This is a genomic window from Trichlorobacter ammonificans, from assembly GCF_933509905.1.
In the GTDB taxonomy this organism is placed as follows: Bacteria; Desulfobacterota; Desulfuromonadia; order Geobacterales; family Pseudopelobacteraceae; genus Trichlorobacter; species Trichlorobacter ammonificans.
Genome location: NZ_OW150024.1, coordinates 1,671,653 through 1,690,562, shown reverse-complemented (window position 1 = coordinate 1,690,562; position 18,910 = coordinate 1,671,653). Strand labels below are relative to the sequence as shown.

The window sequence follows — 18,910 nt, the reverse complement described above, 5'->3', positions numbered from 1 at the left end:
CGGCCTGCCGCACGACTGCCCAACCAGAGGTGTCCGTATGAAGAAGCAACGCACTGTTTCCGTTGTGGGACTCGGCTACGTGGGACTGCCGGTGGCGGTTGCCTTTGGCAGGCGCGCCCGCACCATCGGTTACGACATCAACCCGACCCGCATCCAGGAGTTGCGCCGGGGTTACGACCGGACCGGCGAGGTGGGGGGCGAGGAGCTGTTTGCGGCGGATATCCGTTTCACCAGTGAGATAGACGATCTGCGGCAGGCTGACTTTCATATCGTTGCCGTGCCCACGCCGGTGAACGACGCCAACCAGCCGGATCTTTCCCTGCTGCGCAGCGCCTCCCGGACGGTGGGGCAGATCCTGAAGCCGGGGGATATCGTGGTCTACGAGTCAACCGTCTATCCCGGAGCCACCGAAGAGGAGTGCCTGCCGGTGCTGGAGCAGGTGTCGGGGCTTACCGGGGGGCGCGACTTCAAGATCGGCTACAGCCCGGAGCGGATCAATCCGGGGGACCGGGAGCATACCTTTACCCGCATTACCAAGGTGGTTGCCGGCCAGGATGCCGAGTCCCTGGAGATCATCGCCGATACCTACGGTTCGGTGGTGACGGCGGGTGTGCACCGGGCCCCCAGCATCATGGTGGCCGAGGCGGCCAAGGTGATTGAAAACACCCAGCGGGACCTGAACATCGCCCTGATGAACGAGCTGGCCCTGATCTTCGACAGGCTGGGAATTGATACGGGAGAAGTGCTGAAAGCATCGGGATCGAAGTGGAACTTTCTCCCCTTCAAGCCGGGGCTGGTGGGGGGGCACTGCATCGGTGTCGATCCCTACTACCTGACCCACAAGGCGGAGAAGATCGGTTACCTGCCGCAGGTGATCCTGGCGGGGCGGCGGATCAATGACGGCATGGGCAAGTTCATTGCCCAGCGCACCATCAAGGAGATGATCCATGCCGGCCACCGGGTTGCCGGCAGCGTGGTCAGCCTGCTGGGGTTGACCTTCAAGGAAAACTGTCCGGACCTGCGCAATTCCAAGGTAATGGACATCATCCGCGAACTGCAGGAGTACGGCGTCACCGTGCAGGTGCACGATCCCCTGGCCGACCCGGAGGAGGCGCTGCGGGAGTACGGCGTGCCCCTGCTGGAGCTGGAGAACATGCAGCCGGCTGCGGCGCTGATCTCCGCCGTTGCCCATGAAACCTACCGGAACTGGTCGCCGGAGAGACTGTTTCCCCTGCTGGCCGACAATCCGGTGCTGATCGATGTCAAGGGAACCTTTGATGCCGCCTCCCTGCAGCATGCCGGCATCAGGGTCTGGCAGCTGTGATAACCACGAACCGGAGGGATGGCGCCATGTCAGTGTACGACGAGCTGAAAAACGAGCTGCGCAGCAGGCCGAAACGCTGGTTGATCACCGGCGTGGCCGGTTTTATCGGTTCCAACCTGCTGGAAGAACTGCTGCACCTGGATCAGCAGGTGGTGGGGCTCGACAACTTCTCCACCGGCAAGCCGGAAAACCTGGCGGAGGTGAACGGCCTGGTCAGTGAAAAACAGTGGCGACGCTTCACGTTCATCGAGGGGGATATCCGGCACCGTGACACCTGTCGTCTGGTCTGCCGGGGAGCTGATGTCATCCTGCACCAGGCCGCCCTCGGTTCGGTGCCGCGTTCCATCGAGGACCCCCTGGGCTGCAACGAGAACAACGTCTCCGGCACGCTGACCCTGCTGAAGGCAGCCTGCGAAACCGGTGTGCCCCGCTTCGTGTATGCCTCCAGCAGCGCCGTGTACGGCGATCATCCGGGGTTGCCCAAGGTGGAGGAAACCTGCGGCAGTCCGCTTTCTCCCTATGCGGTGAGCAAGCTGGCCGACGAGCTGTACGCCGGCGTGTTTGCGCAGCTCTACGGCCTGGAGACCATCGGGCTGCGCTATTTCAACGTCTTCGGCCCCCGCCAGGACCCCGACGGTGCCTATGCCGCCGTCATTCCGCGCTGGATTGCGGCCCTGGGCAGGGGGGAGTCGGTGCGGATCAACGGCACCGGCGAGACCAGCAGGGACTTCTGCTACATCAAGAACGTGGTGCAGATCAACCTGCTGGCGGCAGTAACCAGCAACCGGGCCGCCCTCAACCAGGTCTACAACGTGGCGCTCAACCAGCGCACCAGCTTAAACGAGCTGTACCGGGCCCTTGCCGAGCGGCTGAGCGACCACGGCGCCCCGCTTCCGACAACCGGTCCGCTCTACGGCGAATTCCGGGCCGGAGACGTGTTGCACTCCCAGGCCGACATCAGCCGCGCACAGCAGCTTCTGGGGTATGAACCGGCCTACACCCTTGACCGGGGACTGGATGCGGCCATGGGCTGGTACCTGAAGGACCGGAACTGAGAAACGGACGGTGTGATGCTGCAGATCGTCGCCATCAGCGCAATCACGGGGGGGCTGGCCTTTCTGCTGGCCCTTGTCCTGCGGCGGGAACAGGGGGCCTCTACCCCCTATCCCCTGGCGGCGGCCATTGCCGTGGTCCTGGCCCTGGAGCTTTTCGACCTGCTGGCCCTCACCTGGCCGGGACAGATGTACCTTTGGAAGAAGTGCGCCCTGGTGACGGAGGGGCTGCTGCCACCGGCCTGGCTGCTCTATTCCCTTACCTGCGGTCGGGAGGAACGGCTGCGCGCACTCCCCCTGCGGGCTCGCCTGGTGCCGCTCCTGGCGCTGGCGCTGCCGGCCTGGGCCCTGTTGCTGCCGATACGCTCCTTCATTTACTCCCCCGACTTTGCCGTGGAGCAGATCCTCTTCCTGGGGCAGGCGGGGTTCAGCTTCTACCTGGTGCTGCTGATGGCGCTGGTGGTTGCCCTGGTCAACCTGGAGCTGACCCTGGTGCATACGCCGCCGGCACTGCGCTGGCGGATGAAATTCGAGCTGCTGGGGGCCGGGGTGCTGCTGGCCGTGCTGATCGTCTACTACAGCCAAGCCTTCATCTTCCGCGCTCTGGACATGCAGGTAACCACCACCCGCGCCCTGGTGCTGCTGGCGGCGATGGCGCTGATCGCCTATTCGCGCTTCAGGCGGGGAAGCGGCGGCACGGTGCAGGTCTCGCCCCAGTTGGCCTACAAGTCGGTGGTGCTGCTTGCCGTGGGCCTGTACGTAACCGGTCTCGGCATCGCGGGGGAGGGGATGCGGTACGTCGGCGGCGGATTCCAGCGTTCCCTCTTCCTGGCCATGCTGCTGCTGGCGGGGCTGGGACTCCTGGCCATCTTCCTGTCCGAGGCGGTGCGACGCAGAATCCGCATCTGCATCCAGAAGAACTTCTATCGCAACAAGTACGATTACCGGCACCAGTGGCTGGGTTTTACGGAGCGGCTCTCCGCGGCCACCAGCAGCGATGAGCTGCTCCGGGCCATCGTGTGCGGATTCTGCGATACCTTCGGCATGGGGAGCGGCGTGCTGTTCGTGCTGAACCAGGAGCGGGACGCGTATCAGCACGGTGCCGGAGGCGGTGAAACGGAGTGCGGCCTCAGCTTCGATGCCGGAGACCCGCTGATCCGCTCCCTGGCGGAAAGCCGCTGGATTCTTGACCTGCGCGACAACGTGACCGAGCTGGACCGAAGCTGTTATCGGGGGTATTTCGAGGAACAGGGGGCCTGCTTCCTGGTGCCCCTGTCCCGTCAAGGTGACCTGGACGGTTTCATCCTGCTGGGCAGGCAGCTCAACCCGGAGGAACTGTATACCTACGAGGATTTCGATCTGATGCGGACCCTGGCGGGGCAGGCCTCCTTTGCGCTGCTCAACCTGCGGCTGTCCGAGCAACTGGCCTGCTCGCGGGAGCTGGCGGCCATCGGCAAAGTGGCGGGATTCGTGGTGCATGATCTGAAAAACCTGGTCTCGGCGGTTTCACTCTCCCTGGAGAACGCCCGCCAGTATATCGCGCTGCCGGAGTTTCAGCAGGAGCTGCTGACCACCCTGGGGAGCACCGTGGAGCGGATGCAGGGGCTGATCTCCCGTCTGCGCCCCCTGCCGGAGCGGGAGAACCTGCGGCGCACTCCGGTGGACCTGCTGCAGGTGGCCCATGAGACCGTGGCCCTGCTGAAGCAGCCCTGTTTACGCGTGACCGGCACGACGGCCATTGCCTCCGGCGACCGGGAGGAACTGCAGAAGGTGGCTCTCAACCTGGTGATGAACGCCATGGAGGCCACCGGCGACGGCAAACCGGTGACGGTGGAGGTGGGGGAGCAGGAAACCCCCTACTTCCGTGTGACGGACGAAGGTTGCGGCATTCCGGAGGCGTATCTGCGGCAGCGACTGTTCCGTCCCTTCAGCAGTACGAAACAGCATGGGCTGGGGATCGGGCTGTACCAGAGCAAGCAGATCGTCGAAGCCCACGGCGGCACCATTGAAGTGACGAGCAATGGCGGCTGCGGGACCGAATTCACCGTCCGGCTGCCCAAAATGCAGCCCGACAGCCTCTGGCAGGAAGCGGACTATGGAAAAGCTGCTCATTGTTGAAGACCGTGAGGAGATCCGCAGCCAGTTGCGCTGGGGACTGGCCGGCTGCTACGAGACGCTCTCGGCGGCAAACCGGCAGGAGGCGCTGTCGCTGTTCAAGAAGCACCAGCCGGCGGTGATGACCCTGGACCTGGGGCTGCCGCCCGACGAATCCGGCTCGACAGAGGGGTTCCGTTGCCTGGAGGAGGTGCTGCGCATGGCCCCGGCCACCAAGGTGATCATGATCACCGGCAGCGCTGAACGGGAGCATGCCCTGCGGGCGGTCCGCGACGGTGCCTGTGACTACTATTGCAAGCCGCTGGAGATCCCGGTGCTCAAGGTGATCCTGCAGCGGGCCTTCAACCTTGCGGCCATCGAGCGGGAGCAGGCCCGCCTGTTCGCCGTTGCCGAGGGACAGAACCATGCGCCGGGCGGCATCATCGGCCAGTCAGCCGGCATGCACGAGGTCTATGCCGCCATCCGCAAGGTGGCGGCCAGTGACGCGTCGGTACTGATCACCGGTGAAAGCGGTACCGGCAAGGAGCTGGTGGCCAAGGCGATCCACGCGTTAAGCGGCAGGAGGCAGGGACCGTTCATCGCCATCAACTGCGGCGCCATCCCCGAAAACCTGATCGAGGCCGAGCTGTTCGGCTACGAGAAGGGAGCCTTCAGCGGCGCCCACAGCCGGGTGCAGGGGAAGGTTGAGTACGCCCACAAGGGAACCCTGTTCCTCGACGAAATCGGCGAGCTTCCGCTGAACCTGCAGGTCAAGTTGCTCCGTTTTCTCCAGGAAAAGAAACTGCAGCGGGTGGGGGGACGGGAGGATATTGCCGTTGATACGCGGATCATCGCCGCCACCAACCGGAACATCACCAAGGAGGCGGAGGAGGGGAGCTTCCGGGAGGACCTCTACTACCGGATTTCGGTGGTCAGGATCAGCCTGCCGCCGCTGCGGGAACGGGGAGGGGACATCATGCTGCTGGCAAAGGCCTTCCTGAAACGCTTCGCCGCTGAAAACCACAAGAAGATGCGGGGCTTCAGCAGCGAGGCGGTCACGCTGCTGGAGACCTACGAGTGGCCCGGCAACGTGCGGGAGCTGGAAAACAGGGTACAGCGGGCGGTGATCATGTCCGATTCGCCGCTGGTGGAGCCGGAGGCGCTGGATTTCTCCCTGCGCGCACCGCCCCGGGAGGCGCTGCAGGCGTTCAGCAGGCTGACGCTGCGGGATGCCCGGGAGATGATCGAGCGGGAAATGATCCTGTCGGCCATCGAAAGCCAGAAGCATAACATGGCCAAGGCGGCGGAAGCCCTGGGGATCAGCAGGCCCACCCTCTACGACCTGACCAGGAAACACCGCATCGAGAAGCCGGTTGCTCCGGTCTGACACCGCAACGCAGAAAGCCGCCCCTCCGATGGAGGGGCGGCTTTGTTGCTGCCGGTGCTGTTGTCACCTGGCTACTTGGCCTTAAAGACCACGTCAACCCAGTAGTTGCTCCCTTTCCAGCTGTTTCTGGGGAAGGAGCCGGCGCTGCCGTAGGCATAGACGCCGTTGGAACCTGATTCGCCGTCGGCCAGGGCACGCAGCGGTGCGCTTATCTGTGCCTTGCCGGTGAAGAAATTCAGGCTGCCGCTGTAGTGGCCGGTGCGGGTGTGGTAGGAGGCCACATAGACGGTATTGGCGCTGATGGCTACCGGTGTTGCGAAGGTAACCTGCTGCCACCCCGAAGCGGTCTCGTTGCTGAAGGTGGCGGTTGCCAGCCGTCTGCCGCTGCTGGACCAGAGGTTGGCCACATGGGTACCGGTGTTGGCGGCTGCCTTGTAGAAGCGGATACCGGTGATGTAGCCGGCCACGTCGGAGCGGAATTTCACCCCCAGTTCCACCGGGCTGTCCGGGCCCACGTCGATGATGCTCGGCAGGTCGCCGGCAGACCAGAGGGAGCTGGCGGCCTGTACCGCATTCTTTACGGTCACCGATACGCTGGATTGCGCCGTATTGCCTGCCGCGTCAGAGGCTTTCACCAGCAGGGTGTGGCTTCCGTCGGCAACCGTGGTGGTGTCCCAGGCAAAGCTGTAGGGAGCGGCGGTTGCCGTGCTTTTCAGTGCGCCGTTCAGGTAGAACTCAACCTTGCTCACCCCCACGTTGTCGGAGGCGGATGCAGTCACATTCACCCTGCCGCTGAGCGTTGCATTGGCGGCCGGGGCGGTAAGCGCCACGGTCGGCACCGTGGTGTCGGCGGTGGTGGTGCCGTTCTTGATCGTGAAGGTGATCGTGGACGACTGCTTCACGTTGCCGGCGGCGTCATAGGCCTTGGCGTACATGGTGTAGGTACCGTTGTGGGCAACGGTGGTGGCCACACTGTAACTGAACGGTGCGGTGGTGCTGCTGTAGTCCAGGCCGCCGTTCACATAGTACTCAACCTTGGTCACGCCCACGTTGTCGGCCACGGCTACGGTGTTCTGCACCGTGCCGTTTACCACCGCATTGTTGGCGGGCGAGGTGATGGCAACCGTCGGGGCGGTGGTGTCGGCGGCAGGGGCGCTTGCCACGGTCACCGACACGGTGGAGGACTGCCCCACGTTACCGGCCGCGTCGAATGCCTTGGCGCTCAGGCTGTAGCTGCCGGCGGCCGGGCTCCAGGTGTAGTTGTAGGGAGCCTGGTTGCTGGCGCTGAGCAGCGTGCCGTTGCTGTAGAATTCGACCCTGCTCACCCCAACGTTGTCGGTGGCACTGGCGGTCAGCGATACGCTGCCGCTCACGGTGGCGTTATTGGCCGGCGAGGTCAGCGACACGGTGGGGGGCGTGGTGTCCCGCACCACGTTGACGGTCACCGTTGCGGACTGTCCCACGTTACCGGCGGCGTCGAACGCCTTGGCCATCACGGTGTGGCTGCCGGCGGCGGCACTGGAGCTGTCCCAGGAGAACTGGTAGGGAGCGCTGTTGTCCGTTGCCAGCAGGGCGCCGTCCAGATAAAATTCAACCTTGCTCACCCCCACATTGTCGGCGGCGTTGGCGGTCAGGGAAACGCTGCCGCTCACGCTGGCGTTATTGGCCGGCGCGGCCAGGGACACCGTTGGCGCCGTGGTATCGGCGGTGGAGCTGCTGCCGCCGCCAATGGCGTAGTCGGCCGGGATCGGGGTGGTGGACACCACCAGGTCGTCAATGGCATACCACTGATCGGCCGGGGTGGAACCGGAGAAGGTGTTGTTGCTGTTGCCGCCGATGGAGACGGTGTTCCAGCCGATTGATGCGGAGGAACCGGAGGCACCCTTCCATTGCACGTCGGTGCGGCTTTCCATCAGCACGCCATCCCACCACCATTCCATGACGCCGTTGTTCTTGCCGATGTCGTTCATCTTCAGGTGGAAGTCATAGCGGTGCCACTGGCCGTCAGCGTACTTGGTGGTGGCGCCGCCGCTGCCCCAGGCGTAGAAGTAGTCGTTCAGCTGATAGGACGGCACGCCGCCGGCGGTGCAGTAGTAGTTGGTCTCCTGCGGGTCGCAGCGATAGGCGTCCATGTAGCTGGCGTTATTGCTGCCGTTGGTGGACCAGTCCCAGATGTAGGCCGGGTTCACGGTGCCGGAGCTGAAGAACTGGAACAGGTTGCCGCTACGATCCCAGTGATAGGTCCTGAACACCTTGGACTGGGCATTGGCCACGGTCTTCCAGTTGGCCTGGGTTTTGATCCAGAGACGGACGTACAGTTCCGGGTAGTCCTGGGGCAGCACTTTTACCAGGGTAGAATCGCCGGGCCAGTTCACGCCGGCCACCGACTGGTTGTAGACGATGTAGGCTTTGCCGCTGCCGGAACGGTCGGGCAGGGAGCCGGGCAGTTTCCTGATGGAGCCGGTGGGGTTGGTGAGGGCGGAGGTACCGGGCACGGTGCGGTAGTTGGACCAGTTGGCCGGTGCGGTGGTGCAGGTGCCGGCGCATTCGGTTTTGTAGATGTTGTTGACGTTCCAGTCGGCCTGGGCATCGAAGCTTTCTTCGAAAATGACCCCGGCGTGGGAGGGGATCGCCGTCAGTACCAGGCATGACAGGGTCAGCAGGTATGTCAGCAATTTTTGTTTCAACACGTTGGGTTTCATGGTTCTTCTCCCTTTGTAAGGTTTGCGTGTGCGTGATCAAGAAACAGATCATCCGTTGATGCGTAAACCAAGGGAGAATCTGTTTCTTCGGCAGCCCGGCTATCCCGGCTGTGCAATCTTCGGGACCCGTGGCTTTGTGCCCCCAGCTTGCGCTGGGTTTACCGTTGTCGGAAACAGGTGGTCCGTGCCGCAGCACGTCCCGGGTATACGGTGTCACCTCCTTGTCCTTCATTGCGGCGCTGCAAAAAAAAACGGGCGCCGGTAATCAAAAGCATCATTTGATCTTCGGCAACCCGGCTGTCTCGGTGAGACCCTGTAGGCTTTCCGCCCCACCCTCGCGGATGGTTGAGTATTATCGGTTCGTTCTATTCAGTTGTGATTGTACTGTAGCCCAATCCCCCCCGGAAAAATGTGACGATCGTCACAGAAATCGCACCTGTCGCCCCCGTCGACACCCGGCACCGGTTTGTGTCGGGATTCATTACATCTGCCCTGCCGATGAGAGACGCAGCATCGCCAACTTGCCGTAATAAATGGAGAAATATTTTGGTCTGTTTTTTGATGGGATATAGCTGCCCAAAGCCGGCGGGCAAGGAGGTGGCCATGAAATCGCGTATCCTGTCGGTACTGTGCCTGCTGGCGCTGCTGGCCACCGCAGAAGCAGCCGGAGCGAACGTCGTCGGCCGCCTGGTGGACTACCGGGTGGGAGAAACGGTCTTCAAGGGGTTTCTGGCCGAGGATACGGCCCTGAAGACCAAGCGTCCGGCCGTGCTGGTGGTACACGAATGGTGGGGGCATGACGAGTACGTGCGCCGTCGGGCCGTGATGCTGGCGGAGCTGGGCTACGTCGCCCTGGCAGTGGATATGTACGGCGACGGCAAGACGGCCCGCTACCCCGATGAAGCGGAAAAACTTGCCGGAACGGTGCTGAAAAACCGGCAGGTCACCGAGGAGCGGTTCAATGCCGCCCTGGCGGTTCTGAAACAGCAGCCACTGGTGGACCCCGCCCGGATCGCCGCCGTCGGCTACTGTTTCGGCGGTACTGTGGTGCTGCAGATGGCCCGCAGCGGTAGCGACCTGAAGGGAGCGGCCAGTTTTCACGGCAGTCTGGCCACCGACACCCCCGCCCTGCCCGGTGAGGTCAGGGCCAATCTCCTGGTGTTGGGCGGCGACCGGGATACGCTGGTTCCGCCGGCCCAGGTGCAGGCATTCCTGGACGAGATGACCCTTGCCGGCGCCTCCTTCCGCTATATCGCCTACCAGGGGGCGAAGCACGGCTTCACCAACCCGGAGTCGGACAACTATGCCAGAAAGTTCGGATTGCCACTGGCTTATGACCGGCGGGCCGACTTCAATTCATGGACGGAGCTGCGGAAGTTCCTGCACGAGATTTTCAAAAAGGCGGAATGAGCGGAAATCCGAGACAGTAGGGGAGGGAGCTGCCATGGATGCATTCGAATTCGCATTGAGCATGGAACTGGACGGCAAGGCTTACTACGAGAACCTCGCCGGAGAAACGTCGCAGCCGGGGCTGAAGAAGGTCTTTCTCGGTCTCGCCGCCGACGAACAGAAACACTACGACACCATCCTGGCTATACGCGGCCTGGGCAGTGTCGGCATGGCCGATTCCGCAGTGCTGGAGGATGCCCGCGGCATCTTCCGGGAGCTTGTGGAGGAAAAGAGGAACAGTCCGGCTCCGTCGACGGAACTTCTGGCCTACCGGCACGCCATGACTATTGAGGCCCGGAGCGTGAAGTTCTACGAAGAAGCGGCGCGGCTGGAAACCGAGCCGGCTGTCTCCGGGCTGTTCCAGCGGATCGCTGAGGAGGAGAAGAAGCATTTCACGGTTATGGACAACATCTACAGCTACATGCTGGCTCCCCATACCTTCCTGGCCTGGGGGGAGTTCAGCAACCTCACCGAGTATTACTGACCGGAGTCGATGTGATGGTAGCCATCGCCAAGGTGCATACGCTGCTGACGGCCCTTGTCGGTAAGGCGGTATTTCTGCAGGCGGCTGTTGGGTTTATCTGGAACGGTCATCTCAATCAGGCCGTGGGCCAAGGCCGGTTTGAGGTAGCGCTCGCGGAAGGATTTGCGGTCCAGCAGGCCGAGAGCCGACTGTAACGCCTCGCGGCCCATCTCTCCCTGTAGCACGGCTACCAGCTCGCCGACTTGGGGGGTGACTTGAGGGGCGACTTGGGGGGCGGAAGAGGCTACGGTATCCAGGATCATCCGCAGCATGAAGGTGATGAAAGGCGCGGAATCGGTCTGACGGGTGCTCTCCTGCAACGCCTGATAATACTCGGCCTGGTGCTCAAAGATCAGGCTTTCCACCGGGATGTCGCCAAAAAGGGGATTCCAGCGGGCAAGGATCAGGCTTTGCCATAACCGCCCCATGCGGCCGTTGCCGTCAGCAAAGGGATGAATAAATTCGAACTCATAGTGAAAGACCGAACTGGCTATGAGCGGATGGGCGTCGGTGGTGGTCAGCCAGCGGAAAAGGTTGCCCATCAGCTGCGGCACCCGATCCGCAGGCGGCGCCATGTGGATGACCTGTCGGCCTGCCATCACCCCCACGCCGCCGCGCCGGTATGTTCCCGCTTCATCGATCAGGCCGGACATCAGCAGGCGATGCGCCTCCAGCAGATCCTTTTCCGCTTCCGGGTGCCACGCGTCAAAACGGTCATAGGCAGCCAGGGCGTTTTTCACCTCCTGTACCTCGCGGGGCGGGGCTATCACCCGCTTACCCTCCAGAATCGCGGTAATCTGCGCCTCACTCAGGGTGTTGCCCTCGATGGCCAGCGAACCGTGGATGGTGCGGACGCGGTTGATACGCCGCAGCCGCAATGCTCTGGACTGGTCGGTGAGCACGGTCAGCCGCCCGATGACCTCGCTGATGGCGGCGACCCGGTTGAGAATTTCCGTGGTGATGGTGTAGGGAGGCTGGTAGATAGATTTTGCGCTCATACCCTAGTTCCTCTGAGTAAAGCACCAGCACTTTGCAAGATCGATTCAAGTTCCGGCCTCAAACGGTTAGGGATTTCCGCTGCCTGGGTGATGGGCACATACTTAAAAGTGCTCAGGTCGAATGGCACCCGGTCGTCGGCATCGGTTGGTTCGAACAGGAAAATAAGCCGATTGCTCTCGTGATGTTTCAGGGCGTAGCCCGCTTCCACGTAAACATTGGGCCGATGGCCGGTCAGGTCGCAGATGATGATGTCCGAGGAGGCGATAGCCTCGTACATCCGGCTGTGAATCGGAAACGTGCCCCCTTCTTCCGTGCCCATGTCGATCAACTCTAGGCCGATGCCGTGTTGCTGTTGGAGATTTGTCAGAGTTTGTCGGAACTGTTGCAGCCGTAATGTTGCCTTTGTGACATCGGCCTCGGTTGCACCATGCTGCTGACTTGGATACCAACGGGCGAGAAAGACCCGTTTGGGAATACGGGACAGTGCCGCCTTGAAGGTTTTGAGCAACTGCTCGGCAGGAGAGAGTGGATCAAGCAGGCTGGTGATGCCCTGACCGCCGAGCCAATGCCCGATGCGGTCGAGATAGTTCACCGACCAGTGGACTCTTTGCTCGTGATTTTCTCCTTCTGCTTCACGCCAGACCCGCGCCGCCAGCTCGAAGAAACCGTAAGTGCCGCATAGCGATGGATGGTTGACGGTCAGTAGGGTGGCGATGTCGGCCAGCGCTGCAAACAGGTCATAGGCAAAGGTAGTCAAAGTTTGGCGGTTCTGGGCGATACTTCCGTCCATGGCGATCAGATTGCGGGCCGACTCCCATAGCGCCGACAACGGTCGCTCACCGAAGCGTTGTCGGGCGGGTTGCGGCAGTCCGCGCAGCCGGTCAGACAAGAGCCTCGTGAGGTGCAGCGCAGGGTTGTAGGCGAATTCGTTATCCGGCGTCATGGCGTGCGCCGGATCCTGTCCTAGCAGCAGCCGCAGACTGTGTTCCGACTCCAGTGGCAGACCGGTACTGTTGATAGTATGGAAAATTAGCGATTCAGCATAGTCATCATAGCTGTTGCCTGGCGGCCCGAGTAATACAAAACAAAACGGAGCCAAATATTTCGTTGGACGATGTTGATCTTCGGTGAGTTGTTCGGCTAGATGCAGGCGGTGATTGCCATCGATGCGTCGGATGATTTTATCTTGTTTGAGTTGTTCCAGGTTGTTGCACCGCACGCGCAACCGTTGCATGCGCATGGTTGGGCTCGAATACCGACGAGAGATATCGACCAGACCACCACTCTCGCCTTTGACACCGAATACCGTCTCGCCAAGCCCCAACTCGTCGGGGTCTATCTCACCTCGGTTGACCATCAGTTTTACTGGTGAACGAACGGAAAGGATCACTTCCGGGAGGAAACGGTTCTCGCTCTTTTCCAGGTAGTTTTTGATCTCTTCAGCGTGCTTGGCCGATTCCACCCGTTGATGGCCGACCACCCGAAAGCCCTGCTCACCGTCCTCCATCTTGTAGGGCACGGAGACAGCCGCCAAATCGCGCAGGTCGGCAAAACCTCTGATGATGCGGAAGATACCCAGCACGCTTTCCGAAAACAGTCCCTCGAATTCAATGTATTGGCGGCCACGGGACATATCAGTGCACCTCCACCGGGCGGGTGCCGAGAATCATTTTTTCGATTTCTTGTTCAGCATTCCTTTGTAAGCTGAGTGCCTCTCCCTTAGCATGCTGGATATCACTTCTTGCTTCTTGAACTATCTTGATGAGTATATTTTGCACAGAAATCGGTGGGAGTGGCAGTTCCACATTGAACACATCCTCATTGCCGATGGCATGATTGCCTACGGCCGTTCTGGCGTTTGCTTCAAGTTGAGGGCGAGCGATGCTGCTGCTCAATATGTATTCGAGGTATTCAGGGAGAATGTTGGCCTTACATCGAACTCGCATCAGTTTGTCCGGGAAAATCAGCTCGGGATAATCCTTCTCCAAAATCGCTGGGCGACCAACATAGGCAAGTGTCCCGTTAGTCCGGCACATGAGAATGTCGCCCTTTATAAGGTCGAAGTTCTCCCGAAACTGCTTCTTGTCTGCAATGAATTTCGCTTCGGAAGGCAGGAAGTGACCGCTTGTGACGGCACTAAGTTTTAGCACCTTGAGAGTTGTTGGCTTACTGCTAGGACTCGCCGAACACCCATGCTTCACCTCCGCTATGCACTCTCGTCCGTTTACAACGGGGTAGATGCCTTTGCCCAGGTCCGGTGCCTGGCCTAATAGATAGGTGGACCGTTGATTCCATTTGGTCAGCTCCGCCCAATTTGTAACCATTACCTTTGGCATGGTTTTTCGTTTCTTTTTTTTGAGCCCAAGCTCTCCCAATACTTGGTTTTCCAATTTACCAGGCAATTGGTCTGCCTGGGCCAGTAGGTCATTGGCTTTAGTTAGCGCCGCCTCCCAATGGGCCACAATTTTCTGCTGGATCGGCAGCGCGGGGATTGGGACTTTTACCCCCTCAAGCTGGGTTGGCTGAATCCGTTTTCGGCCCGATGCACCGCTAATCATCGAATTCAGTAATCTCTTGAACGCAACTGTTCGGAACAGGAGTTTCACGTATCCCGAATCTGTTTTTTGGAAATCGACGGAATAAACAGGAAATTCGGAGGTGACACACATGCACTCAATGTCATCGGGAGCAAGTCCGATTGCTCCATTGCGCACATCAATTTTTGAAAAAACCACATCGCCGGGGTAGACACGAAACAGCCGTCCTTTGATGTCCTTTATGTGGACCGGCTCGCGCGGCTCAATCGAGCCATCAAAACGAATGGTCAGCAGGGTAACCATGGATTCCGGAGCTAGCGTCTCCAAAGCGGCTTCGTTTCGACGTCTGATGATGCTGGCCAACGGTTTGATGACCTCATCAGGCCAGTTCCAGTTAATAGCGAACTGAGCTGCAACGCTCCAGGTCTGCAAACCTCCGAAGCCGATGCTAAAGGCTCGTAGTCTGGCTTGTGCCACTTCACCCATTACTCAGTACCTCCAGCAACGGCAAAGGCGCTCGGGTCGGCCAGAAACTCCCGATACCACTCCAGGCAGGTCTTGTCGCAATCGGCAGGCTGGTTGGCGTTGGGGTAGAGTTCGTTCTTATCCTCCTCGCCGGTGGCGGAGATGCCGACCTTTTCCGCCTCGTACATGAAGATGGGATAGTCGAAACGTTCCTTGAGCAGTTGCCGCGCCTCGGTGATCTGCCGGACTTCCATCGCCTTTAGGTAGTCCTTGAGTTCCGTTTGCAGGGCCTTGCGCTTTTCTGTGTCCTTGGCCTGCTTGGCCGCCTCGATTTCGCTTTCCAACCGCTCCCGTTCCGCTTTGATCTCGTCGGCATACCGGGCTTCTACCTCCGCCTTGGCCGTGGCATAAGTCTTGTCAAACTTCTGCTGTTCCTCTTCAGTGAATTTCTGCAGAAAGAGCAACGAGCATTTCACGCTGGCCCCGGAGCTGACAAAGGTCTCCTGCGGCAGGCTGACCACAGCGCGGAGGAAGGCGCGGTCTTCAGTGAACTCGCGCACGTAGGCGAGGGATGGGTTGTTGAAAATGCCTTCCGGCAGGACAATGCCAAGGCGGCCGCCGGGCTTGAGCAGGTCAAGGCAACGTTCGATAAACAGCACCTCGGTTTTAATCTTGCCGTATGTTGCTTCACCTTTACTGTTCACAGAGCTTTTGGGTAATTCAAATAACTTGGCTATGGGTTGATTAAGCGCCGCCTTCACCCGATTCTGGGCCTCGCGGTAGAGGTCGCCGTATTCTTTTGTGTATCGCTCTTGCGCCGCCGGGTTAACGGTAATATCCACCTCCAGCACCTTGTCGGTGGGCTCGACATTAGCGCCGAAGGGCGGATTGGTGAGGATGATGTCAAAGCGCCCCTCGAAGATGCCGTTGACGTTCAAAAAGCCGTCGTGGTGGTGAACACCACCGTGGCCGTCGCCGTGCATAATCATGTTCATCTTGCTGGTGCGGGCCATGCGGTCGTTGGCGTCGGTACCGTAGATGCAGCGATTGGAAAGCTTCCACAGACGAGAACCTTCGCGCTTCTGGTCGATGAGCGCCTGCACCTCGGTGAATTTGTCCTGAAGCTTTTTGGCCCGCTGCTCCTCGGTGAGCGACTTGTCTTTCTCCACTTCGGCCTTGAAGGCGCTGTACTCTCGATCAGCGTCGGCAAGAATTTTTTCACGCACGATTTCAAAAACCCGGATCAGAAACCCGCCTGAACCGCTGGCCGGGTCGCAGACAATGTCGTCTTCCTGGGGATCGACCATGTGCACCATAAATTCAACGATAGTACGCGGGGTGAAGAACTGGCCGATCTCGCCCCGGAAGGTACGGCCAAGGAAGCGTTCGAAGGCGACACCTTTCACGTCCTCGCTGGTGTCGGAAAGGTTGTATTTCTCCAACTCCTTGACGATGGCCTCTCCTGTGGCCGGTTTGAGATTAATACGCTCGTCATCTTCAAAAATTTTATCGGTGGCGTAAGCCCGCTTGGTTTCTTGAAAGAGGTTGTCCAACGGGTTTTCGGCGATCTGATTTTTCAGTACATCAACGGTAAACAGGTTGGTCTTGTTGCGTCGTGTTAATAACTGGCGTTCCACGTAGACCTTGATGAACAGCACTTTGGCGATTTCATCGAAGGCAGCGGCCGGATCTTTTTTCTCCCGGTTGCGGATGATGTTGTGACACTTGTGCAGCAGGTCGGCGAACTCTTTTTCTTTGAAGGCACGGAGCTTGGAAAGCAACTCCTCGATGTCTTTGTCGGAGGCGTCGCCATGAGGAATGTTCTCGATCTCTTCGGTGTAGCCCGGTACCTTGTCTTTCTTGACTCGCCAGTATTTGGTTTCCCGCGAGTTGTGAGTGACGAAAAACGGAGCGCCGCAGATGCGGGCGTAGTTTTCGCCCTGGCCGTAATCCTGCGGCTTGATGGTGACATTATCGGATTTGCATTCGACGATGATGAAGGGGGCGTTGTCGTCGGCCTTGTCTTGAGCGGTGCGCCAGATGACAAAGTCTGCACGGGCGGAGGCCGAGCCCCGACCGGTCAAGTCCATCTCTTCGGCAATCTGATCAAGGGAAAAACCATATTCGTTGACCAACAGCAGTAAGTATTCCTGACGCACCGTTTCTTCGGGCGTTTCCACCAGCCACTTGCTGCGCACATGGCTCCAGATTTTCCCCTTCTTCTCGTCGCGCTTAATCTGTAAATCACTCATCCCTTTATTCTCCATGTGTCAACCGCGTGCGCTTTCATCCACTGGCCGATCTTCTCCCCCCTCATCAATGGTCAGGGGAAGAGATTGATGATGATAAAACGGTAAAAAAGGTAGCTTTGGATAGATGGAAAGACAAGAACAAAATGGACACAAACGATGGCGAAACTCTGTAGCAGGCTGCTAAGGGGGTTGGAATTTGCTGATGTACCAGATTTACGCTCAGATTTAGGTCAGGTTTGTCATCTCTGATTGAGCAAAACCGCAGAGCAACGCAGAGGATTTTGCGATTGAAGGGGTGGCAAATATGGACTGAAGATGAGATGTAAAATGGTATATTAGCACGTTTGTACAGAGATAGTATTCACCTGACAGTGCCCTTGAATGGGTCGTGATTTACGCTGCCAGTTTGTAGTCCTCAGTATCTGAATCGTCGTTCTTTGGCAAGCCGTCTATGAAAACCGTGTATGGCGTCCTGCCAAGCATGTTTCTGCCTTGGTGTGGGCGGTCGTAGTTGTAAGTCTTGAGATAGGTGTCCAGATCGGTCTGCATCTCGTCCAACGACTCGTACCACTTGGTGCGGCCCATTACCCGGAAGTGTTCGTCAAGCAAGGTTCTGTGCAGCCGTTCGACAAAGCCATTGCTCTGCGGACGTCTGACCTTGGTGGTGCGGTGCTCGATCTCTTCAAGCTGTAGGAACAGCTCGTAGGGATGATTGTCCGGCCTGCCGCAGAACTCCCTGCCATTATCCGAGAGGATGGTGCTGATCCGGGCGTCATGTTCTTCAAAGAACGGCAGTACGTCTTCATTAAGCACATGCACAGCAGTGACCGGCAGCTTATTGGTGTAGAGCTTGCCCCAGGCGTAGCGTGAGTAGCAATCAATGACCGATTGCAGGTAGACTTTGCCGACGCCTTTCAGGGTGCCGACAAAGAAGGTGTCCACTGCTACGAGATCGCCGGTGTGGCTGGTTTCGATGTGACGCTCCCTGAACTCAGGGCTGAACCGTTCCAAGGCCCTGATCTGCTCATCTGACAGTTCGAAGGCTTGTTCCCGGACGCTCTTTTCAAGTCGCAGCATCCGTTCCTGTTTGGTCAGCAGGTTGTGCCTGCTCCAGACTCCGCGAACGCCTCCTGAGCTAACCTGGGTACCTTTAAGAGCTAACTCGTTGGCAACCCGTAGCGGGCCATGACCGGGATGAGCCAGGCAGTGTTCAAGAATCGCCTGCTCTACAGATTCATCGACTCGGTTAGGATGCGGGCCTCTGGCTCCGGGCATCCGATCAACCAGACCGGCTGAACCGTAGGTCTGATAGTTTCGACGGATTTCATAGAACTGCTGCCGCGAATAACCCATGAGCTTGCAGGCTTTGCTGACATTCGAAAGATCGGCGGCCAACTCTAGCAAACTGAGCTTTCTTCGTGATACTTTCTCGGCGGTGGTCATACTGTTCTCCTTGATGGAAAGATTTAGTCTGAGCAACTTCATCTTTTACCATTCAAGGGCAGTATGGCCACCAACTGAAAATGGCCAACTGTCAGGTGAATACCATCACACTACAGCACGTTCCAAGTCCCTACGGGGACGGCTGCCCGTTGACGGCGCTCACCACGATGCCCGCTCCGGCCACGGCATTCCCCAGCAGATCCACCACCGTGCCGTTCTCAACCGCAAACCGTTCCGGCGGCGGCACCGTGGTTCCCGGCACCACCAGGCTAACGGCGGCAACGGGACCGGTTGCCCTGAGGCCACCGGCGGTGGTGTCCGCCAGCACTACCTGCAGGCTGCCGCCGTTGCCGGCGGCCGTGTAGACCGGCGGCAGCAACAGGCCGTTCCGGAGGATGCCTGCCGGGGTTACCGCCGCAGAAGCCGTCCCGGCCGGTATGCCGGGAAAACGGAGCGTGAAGGCAACACCGGCAATGGCAGCCTGCGGGGGCAGGGTGCCGTTCAGGGCCAGGGTGACCGTCACCCTGGCGCTCGTAGCATCCGGCGGCGGTTCAGCTGGAGAGCCGCCGGAGCTGCTGCTTGTGCCGCCTCCGCCACCGCCACCGCTGCAGGCGGTGGCCAGCAGAAGCAGCAGAAGGGTTGCCGGCAGGATTCGGCCCAGACGAGGTATCGTAGCCATCGCT

13 protein-coding genes and 2 riboswitches are annotated in these 18,910 nt (G+C 59.8%); of the genes, 6 read left to right on the top strand and 7 right to left on the bottom strand.

The features are described from left to right. Positions 1–37 precede the first annotated feature (37 nt). Genes RAK07_RS07635 through prsR form a run of 4 tightly spaced genes read left to right on the top strand, consistent with a single transcriptional unit; the run spans position 38 to position 5,857 of the window. Positions 38–1,324 carry a nucleotide sugar dehydrogenase gene (locus RAK07_RS07635; protein ID WP_305732240.1) on the top strand — a complete coding sequence of 429 codons (1,287 nt, stop codon included), beginning with the start codon at positions 38–40 and terminating at the stop codon, positions 1,322–1,324. A 26-nt stretch (positions 1,325–1,350) separates the two neighbouring features. Next, positions 1,351–2,379 (top strand): SDR family oxidoreductase, encoded by a 1,029-nt coding sequence (locus tag RAK07_RS07630; protein ID WP_305732239.1) that lies wholly within the window; start codon positions 1,351–1,353, stop codon positions 2,377–2,379. 15 nt (positions 2,380–2,394) lie between these two features. Continuing rightward, positions 2,395–4,494 carry an XrtA/PEP-CTERM system histidine kinase PrsK gene (prsK, locus tag RAK07_RS07625; RefSeq protein WP_305732238.1) on the top strand — a complete coding sequence of 700 codons (2,100 nt, stop codon included), beginning with the start codon at positions 2,395–2,397 and terminating at the stop codon, positions 4,492–4,494. After that, a complete protein-coding gene (gene prsR, locus RAK07_RS07620) occupies positions 4,472–5,857 on the top strand; it encodes a PEP-CTERM-box response regulator transcription factor (RefSeq protein WP_305732237.1) in 1,386 nt (461 codons plus the stop codon). Before prsK ends, prsR begins: the two co-directional genes overlap by 23 nt. 71 nt (positions 5,858–5,928) lie before the next feature. Here prsR and RAK07_RS07615 read toward each other — a convergent pair whose 3' ends face one another. Continuing rightward, entirely contained in the window at positions 5,929–8,559 is a 2,631-nt protein-coding gene (locus tag RAK07_RS07615; RefSeq protein ID WP_305732236.1) for an Ig-like domain-containing protein, read from the bottom strand. 86 nt (positions 8,560–8,645) lie between these two features. Further along, positions 8,646–8,732, bottom strand: a riboswitch (cyclic di-GMP riboswitch). A gap of 111 nt (positions 8,733–8,843) precedes the next feature. Continuing rightward, positions 8,844–8,920: riboswitch (cyclic di-GMP riboswitch) on the bottom strand. Between the two features lie 242 nt (positions 8,921–9,162). On the opposite strand from RAK07_RS07615, the gene RAK07_RS07610 reads away from it, so the two are divergent. After that, on the top strand, positions 9,163–9,969 hold the full coding sequence (locus tag RAK07_RS07610; protein WP_305732235.1) for a dienelactone hydrolase family protein: 807 nt from the start codon (positions 9,163–9,165) through the stop codon (positions 9,967–9,969). A 34-nt stretch (positions 9,970–10,003) separates the two neighbouring features. Continuing rightward, on the top strand, positions 10,004–10,492 hold the full coding sequence (locus RAK07_RS07605) for a ferritin-like domain-containing protein (protein ID WP_305732234.1): 489 nt from the start codon (positions 10,004–10,006) through the stop codon (positions 10,490–10,492). On the opposite strand, the gene RAK07_RS07600 is transcribed toward RAK07_RS07605, so the two are convergent. The 6 genes from RAK07_RS07600 to RAK07_RS07575 all read right to left on the bottom strand — a co-directional run bounded on the left by RAK07_RS07600 (position 10,486) and on the right by RAK07_RS07575 (position 18,906). Continuing rightward, on the bottom strand, positions 10,486–11,529 hold the full coding sequence (locus RAK07_RS07600) for a Fic family protein (protein WP_305732233.1): 1,044 nt from the start codon (positions 11,527–11,529) through the stop codon (positions 10,486–10,488). The two genes, RAK07_RS07605 and RAK07_RS07600, sit on opposite strands and share 7 nt — an antisense overlap. Beyond that, positions 11,526–13,163 (bottom strand): ParB N-terminal domain-containing protein, encoded by a 1,638-nt coding sequence (locus RAK07_RS07595; RefSeq protein WP_305732232.1) that lies wholly within the window; start codon positions 13,161–13,163, stop codon positions 11,526–11,528. Before RAK07_RS07595 ends, RAK07_RS07600 begins: the two co-directional genes overlap by 4 nt. 1 nt (position 13,164) lies before the next feature. After that, positions 13,165–14,553, bottom strand: a complete 1,389-nt coding sequence (locus RAK07_RS07590) for a restriction endonuclease subunit S (RefSeq protein ID WP_305732231.1) — start codon at positions 14,551–14,553, stop codon at positions 13,165–13,167. After that, positions 14,553–16,784 carry a type I restriction-modification system subunit M gene (locus RAK07_RS07585; RefSeq protein WP_305732230.1) on the bottom strand — a complete coding sequence of 744 codons (2,232 nt, stop codon included), beginning with the start codon at positions 16,782–16,784 and terminating at the stop codon, positions 14,553–14,555. The genes RAK07_RS07590 and RAK07_RS07585 overlap by 1 nt, the downstream gene beginning before the upstream one ends. Positions 16,785–17,177: 393 nt before the next feature. Further along, on the bottom strand, positions 17,178–18,227 hold the full coding sequence (locus RAK07_RS07580; protein WP_305733461.1) for an IS481 family transposase: 1,050 nt from the start codon (positions 18,225–18,227) through the stop codon (positions 17,178–17,180). Between the two features lie 130 nt (positions 18,228–18,357). Then, positions 18,358–18,906 carry a hypothetical protein gene (locus RAK07_RS07575; RefSeq protein WP_305732229.1) on the bottom strand — a complete coding sequence of 183 codons (549 nt, stop codon included), beginning with the start codon at positions 18,904–18,906 and terminating at the stop codon, positions 18,358–18,360. Positions 18,907–18,910: the final 4 nt, after the last annotated feature.

Excerpts from the sequence above, each read along its gene's own strand:
- RAK07_RS07595 (WP_305732232.1), bottom strand. The coding sequence starts at position 13,163 with ATGTCCCGTGGCCGCCAATACATTGAATTCGAGGGACTGTTTTCGGAA.
- RAK07_RS07635 (WP_305732240.1), top strand. The coding sequence starts at position 38 with ATGAAGAAGCAACGCACTGTTTCCGTTGTGGGACTCGGCTACGTGGGA.
- RAK07_RS07590 (WP_305732231.1), bottom strand. The coding sequence starts at position 14,553 with ATGGGTGAAGTGGCACAAGCCAGACTACGAGCCTTTAGCATCGGCTTC.
- RAK07_RS07615 (WP_305732236.1), bottom strand. The coding sequence starts at position 8,559 with ATGAAACCCAACGTGTTGAAACAAAAATTGCTGACATACCTGCTGACC.
- RAK07_RS07600 (WP_305732233.1), bottom strand. The coding sequence starts at position 11,529 with ATGAGCGCAAAATCTATCTACCAGCCTCCCTACACCATCACCACGGAA.
- prsK (WP_305732238.1), top strand. The coding sequence starts at position 2,395 with ATGCTGCAGATCGTCGCCATCAGCGCAATCACGGGGGGGCTGGCCTTT.
- RAK07_RS07585 (WP_305732230.1), bottom strand. The coding sequence starts at position 16,784 with ATGAGTGATTTACAGATTAAGCGCGACGAGAAGAAGGGGAAAATCTGG.
- RAK07_RS07630 (WP_305732239.1), top strand. The coding sequence starts at position 1,351 with ATGTCAGTGTACGACGAGCTGAAAAACGAGCTGCGCAGCAGGCCGAAA.
- RAK07_RS07580 (WP_305733461.1), bottom strand. The coding sequence starts at position 18,227 with ATGACCACCGCCGAGAAAGTATCACGAAGAAAGCTCAGTTTGCTAGAG.
- RAK07_RS07605 (WP_305732234.1), top strand. The coding sequence starts at position 10,004 with ATGGATGCATTCGAATTCGCATTGAGCATGGAACTGGACGGCAAGGCT.
- RAK07_RS07575 (WP_305732229.1), bottom strand. The coding sequence starts at position 18,906 with ATGGCTACGATACCTCGTCTGGGCCGAATCCTGCCGGCAACCCTTCTG.
- prsR (WP_305732237.1), top strand. The coding sequence starts at position 4,472 with ATGGAAAAGCTGCTCATTGTTGAAGACCGTGAGGAGATCCGCAGCCAG.
- RAK07_RS07610 (WP_305732235.1), top strand. The coding sequence starts at position 9,163 with ATGAAATCGCGTATCCTGTCGGTACTGTGCCTGCTGGCGCTGCTGGCC.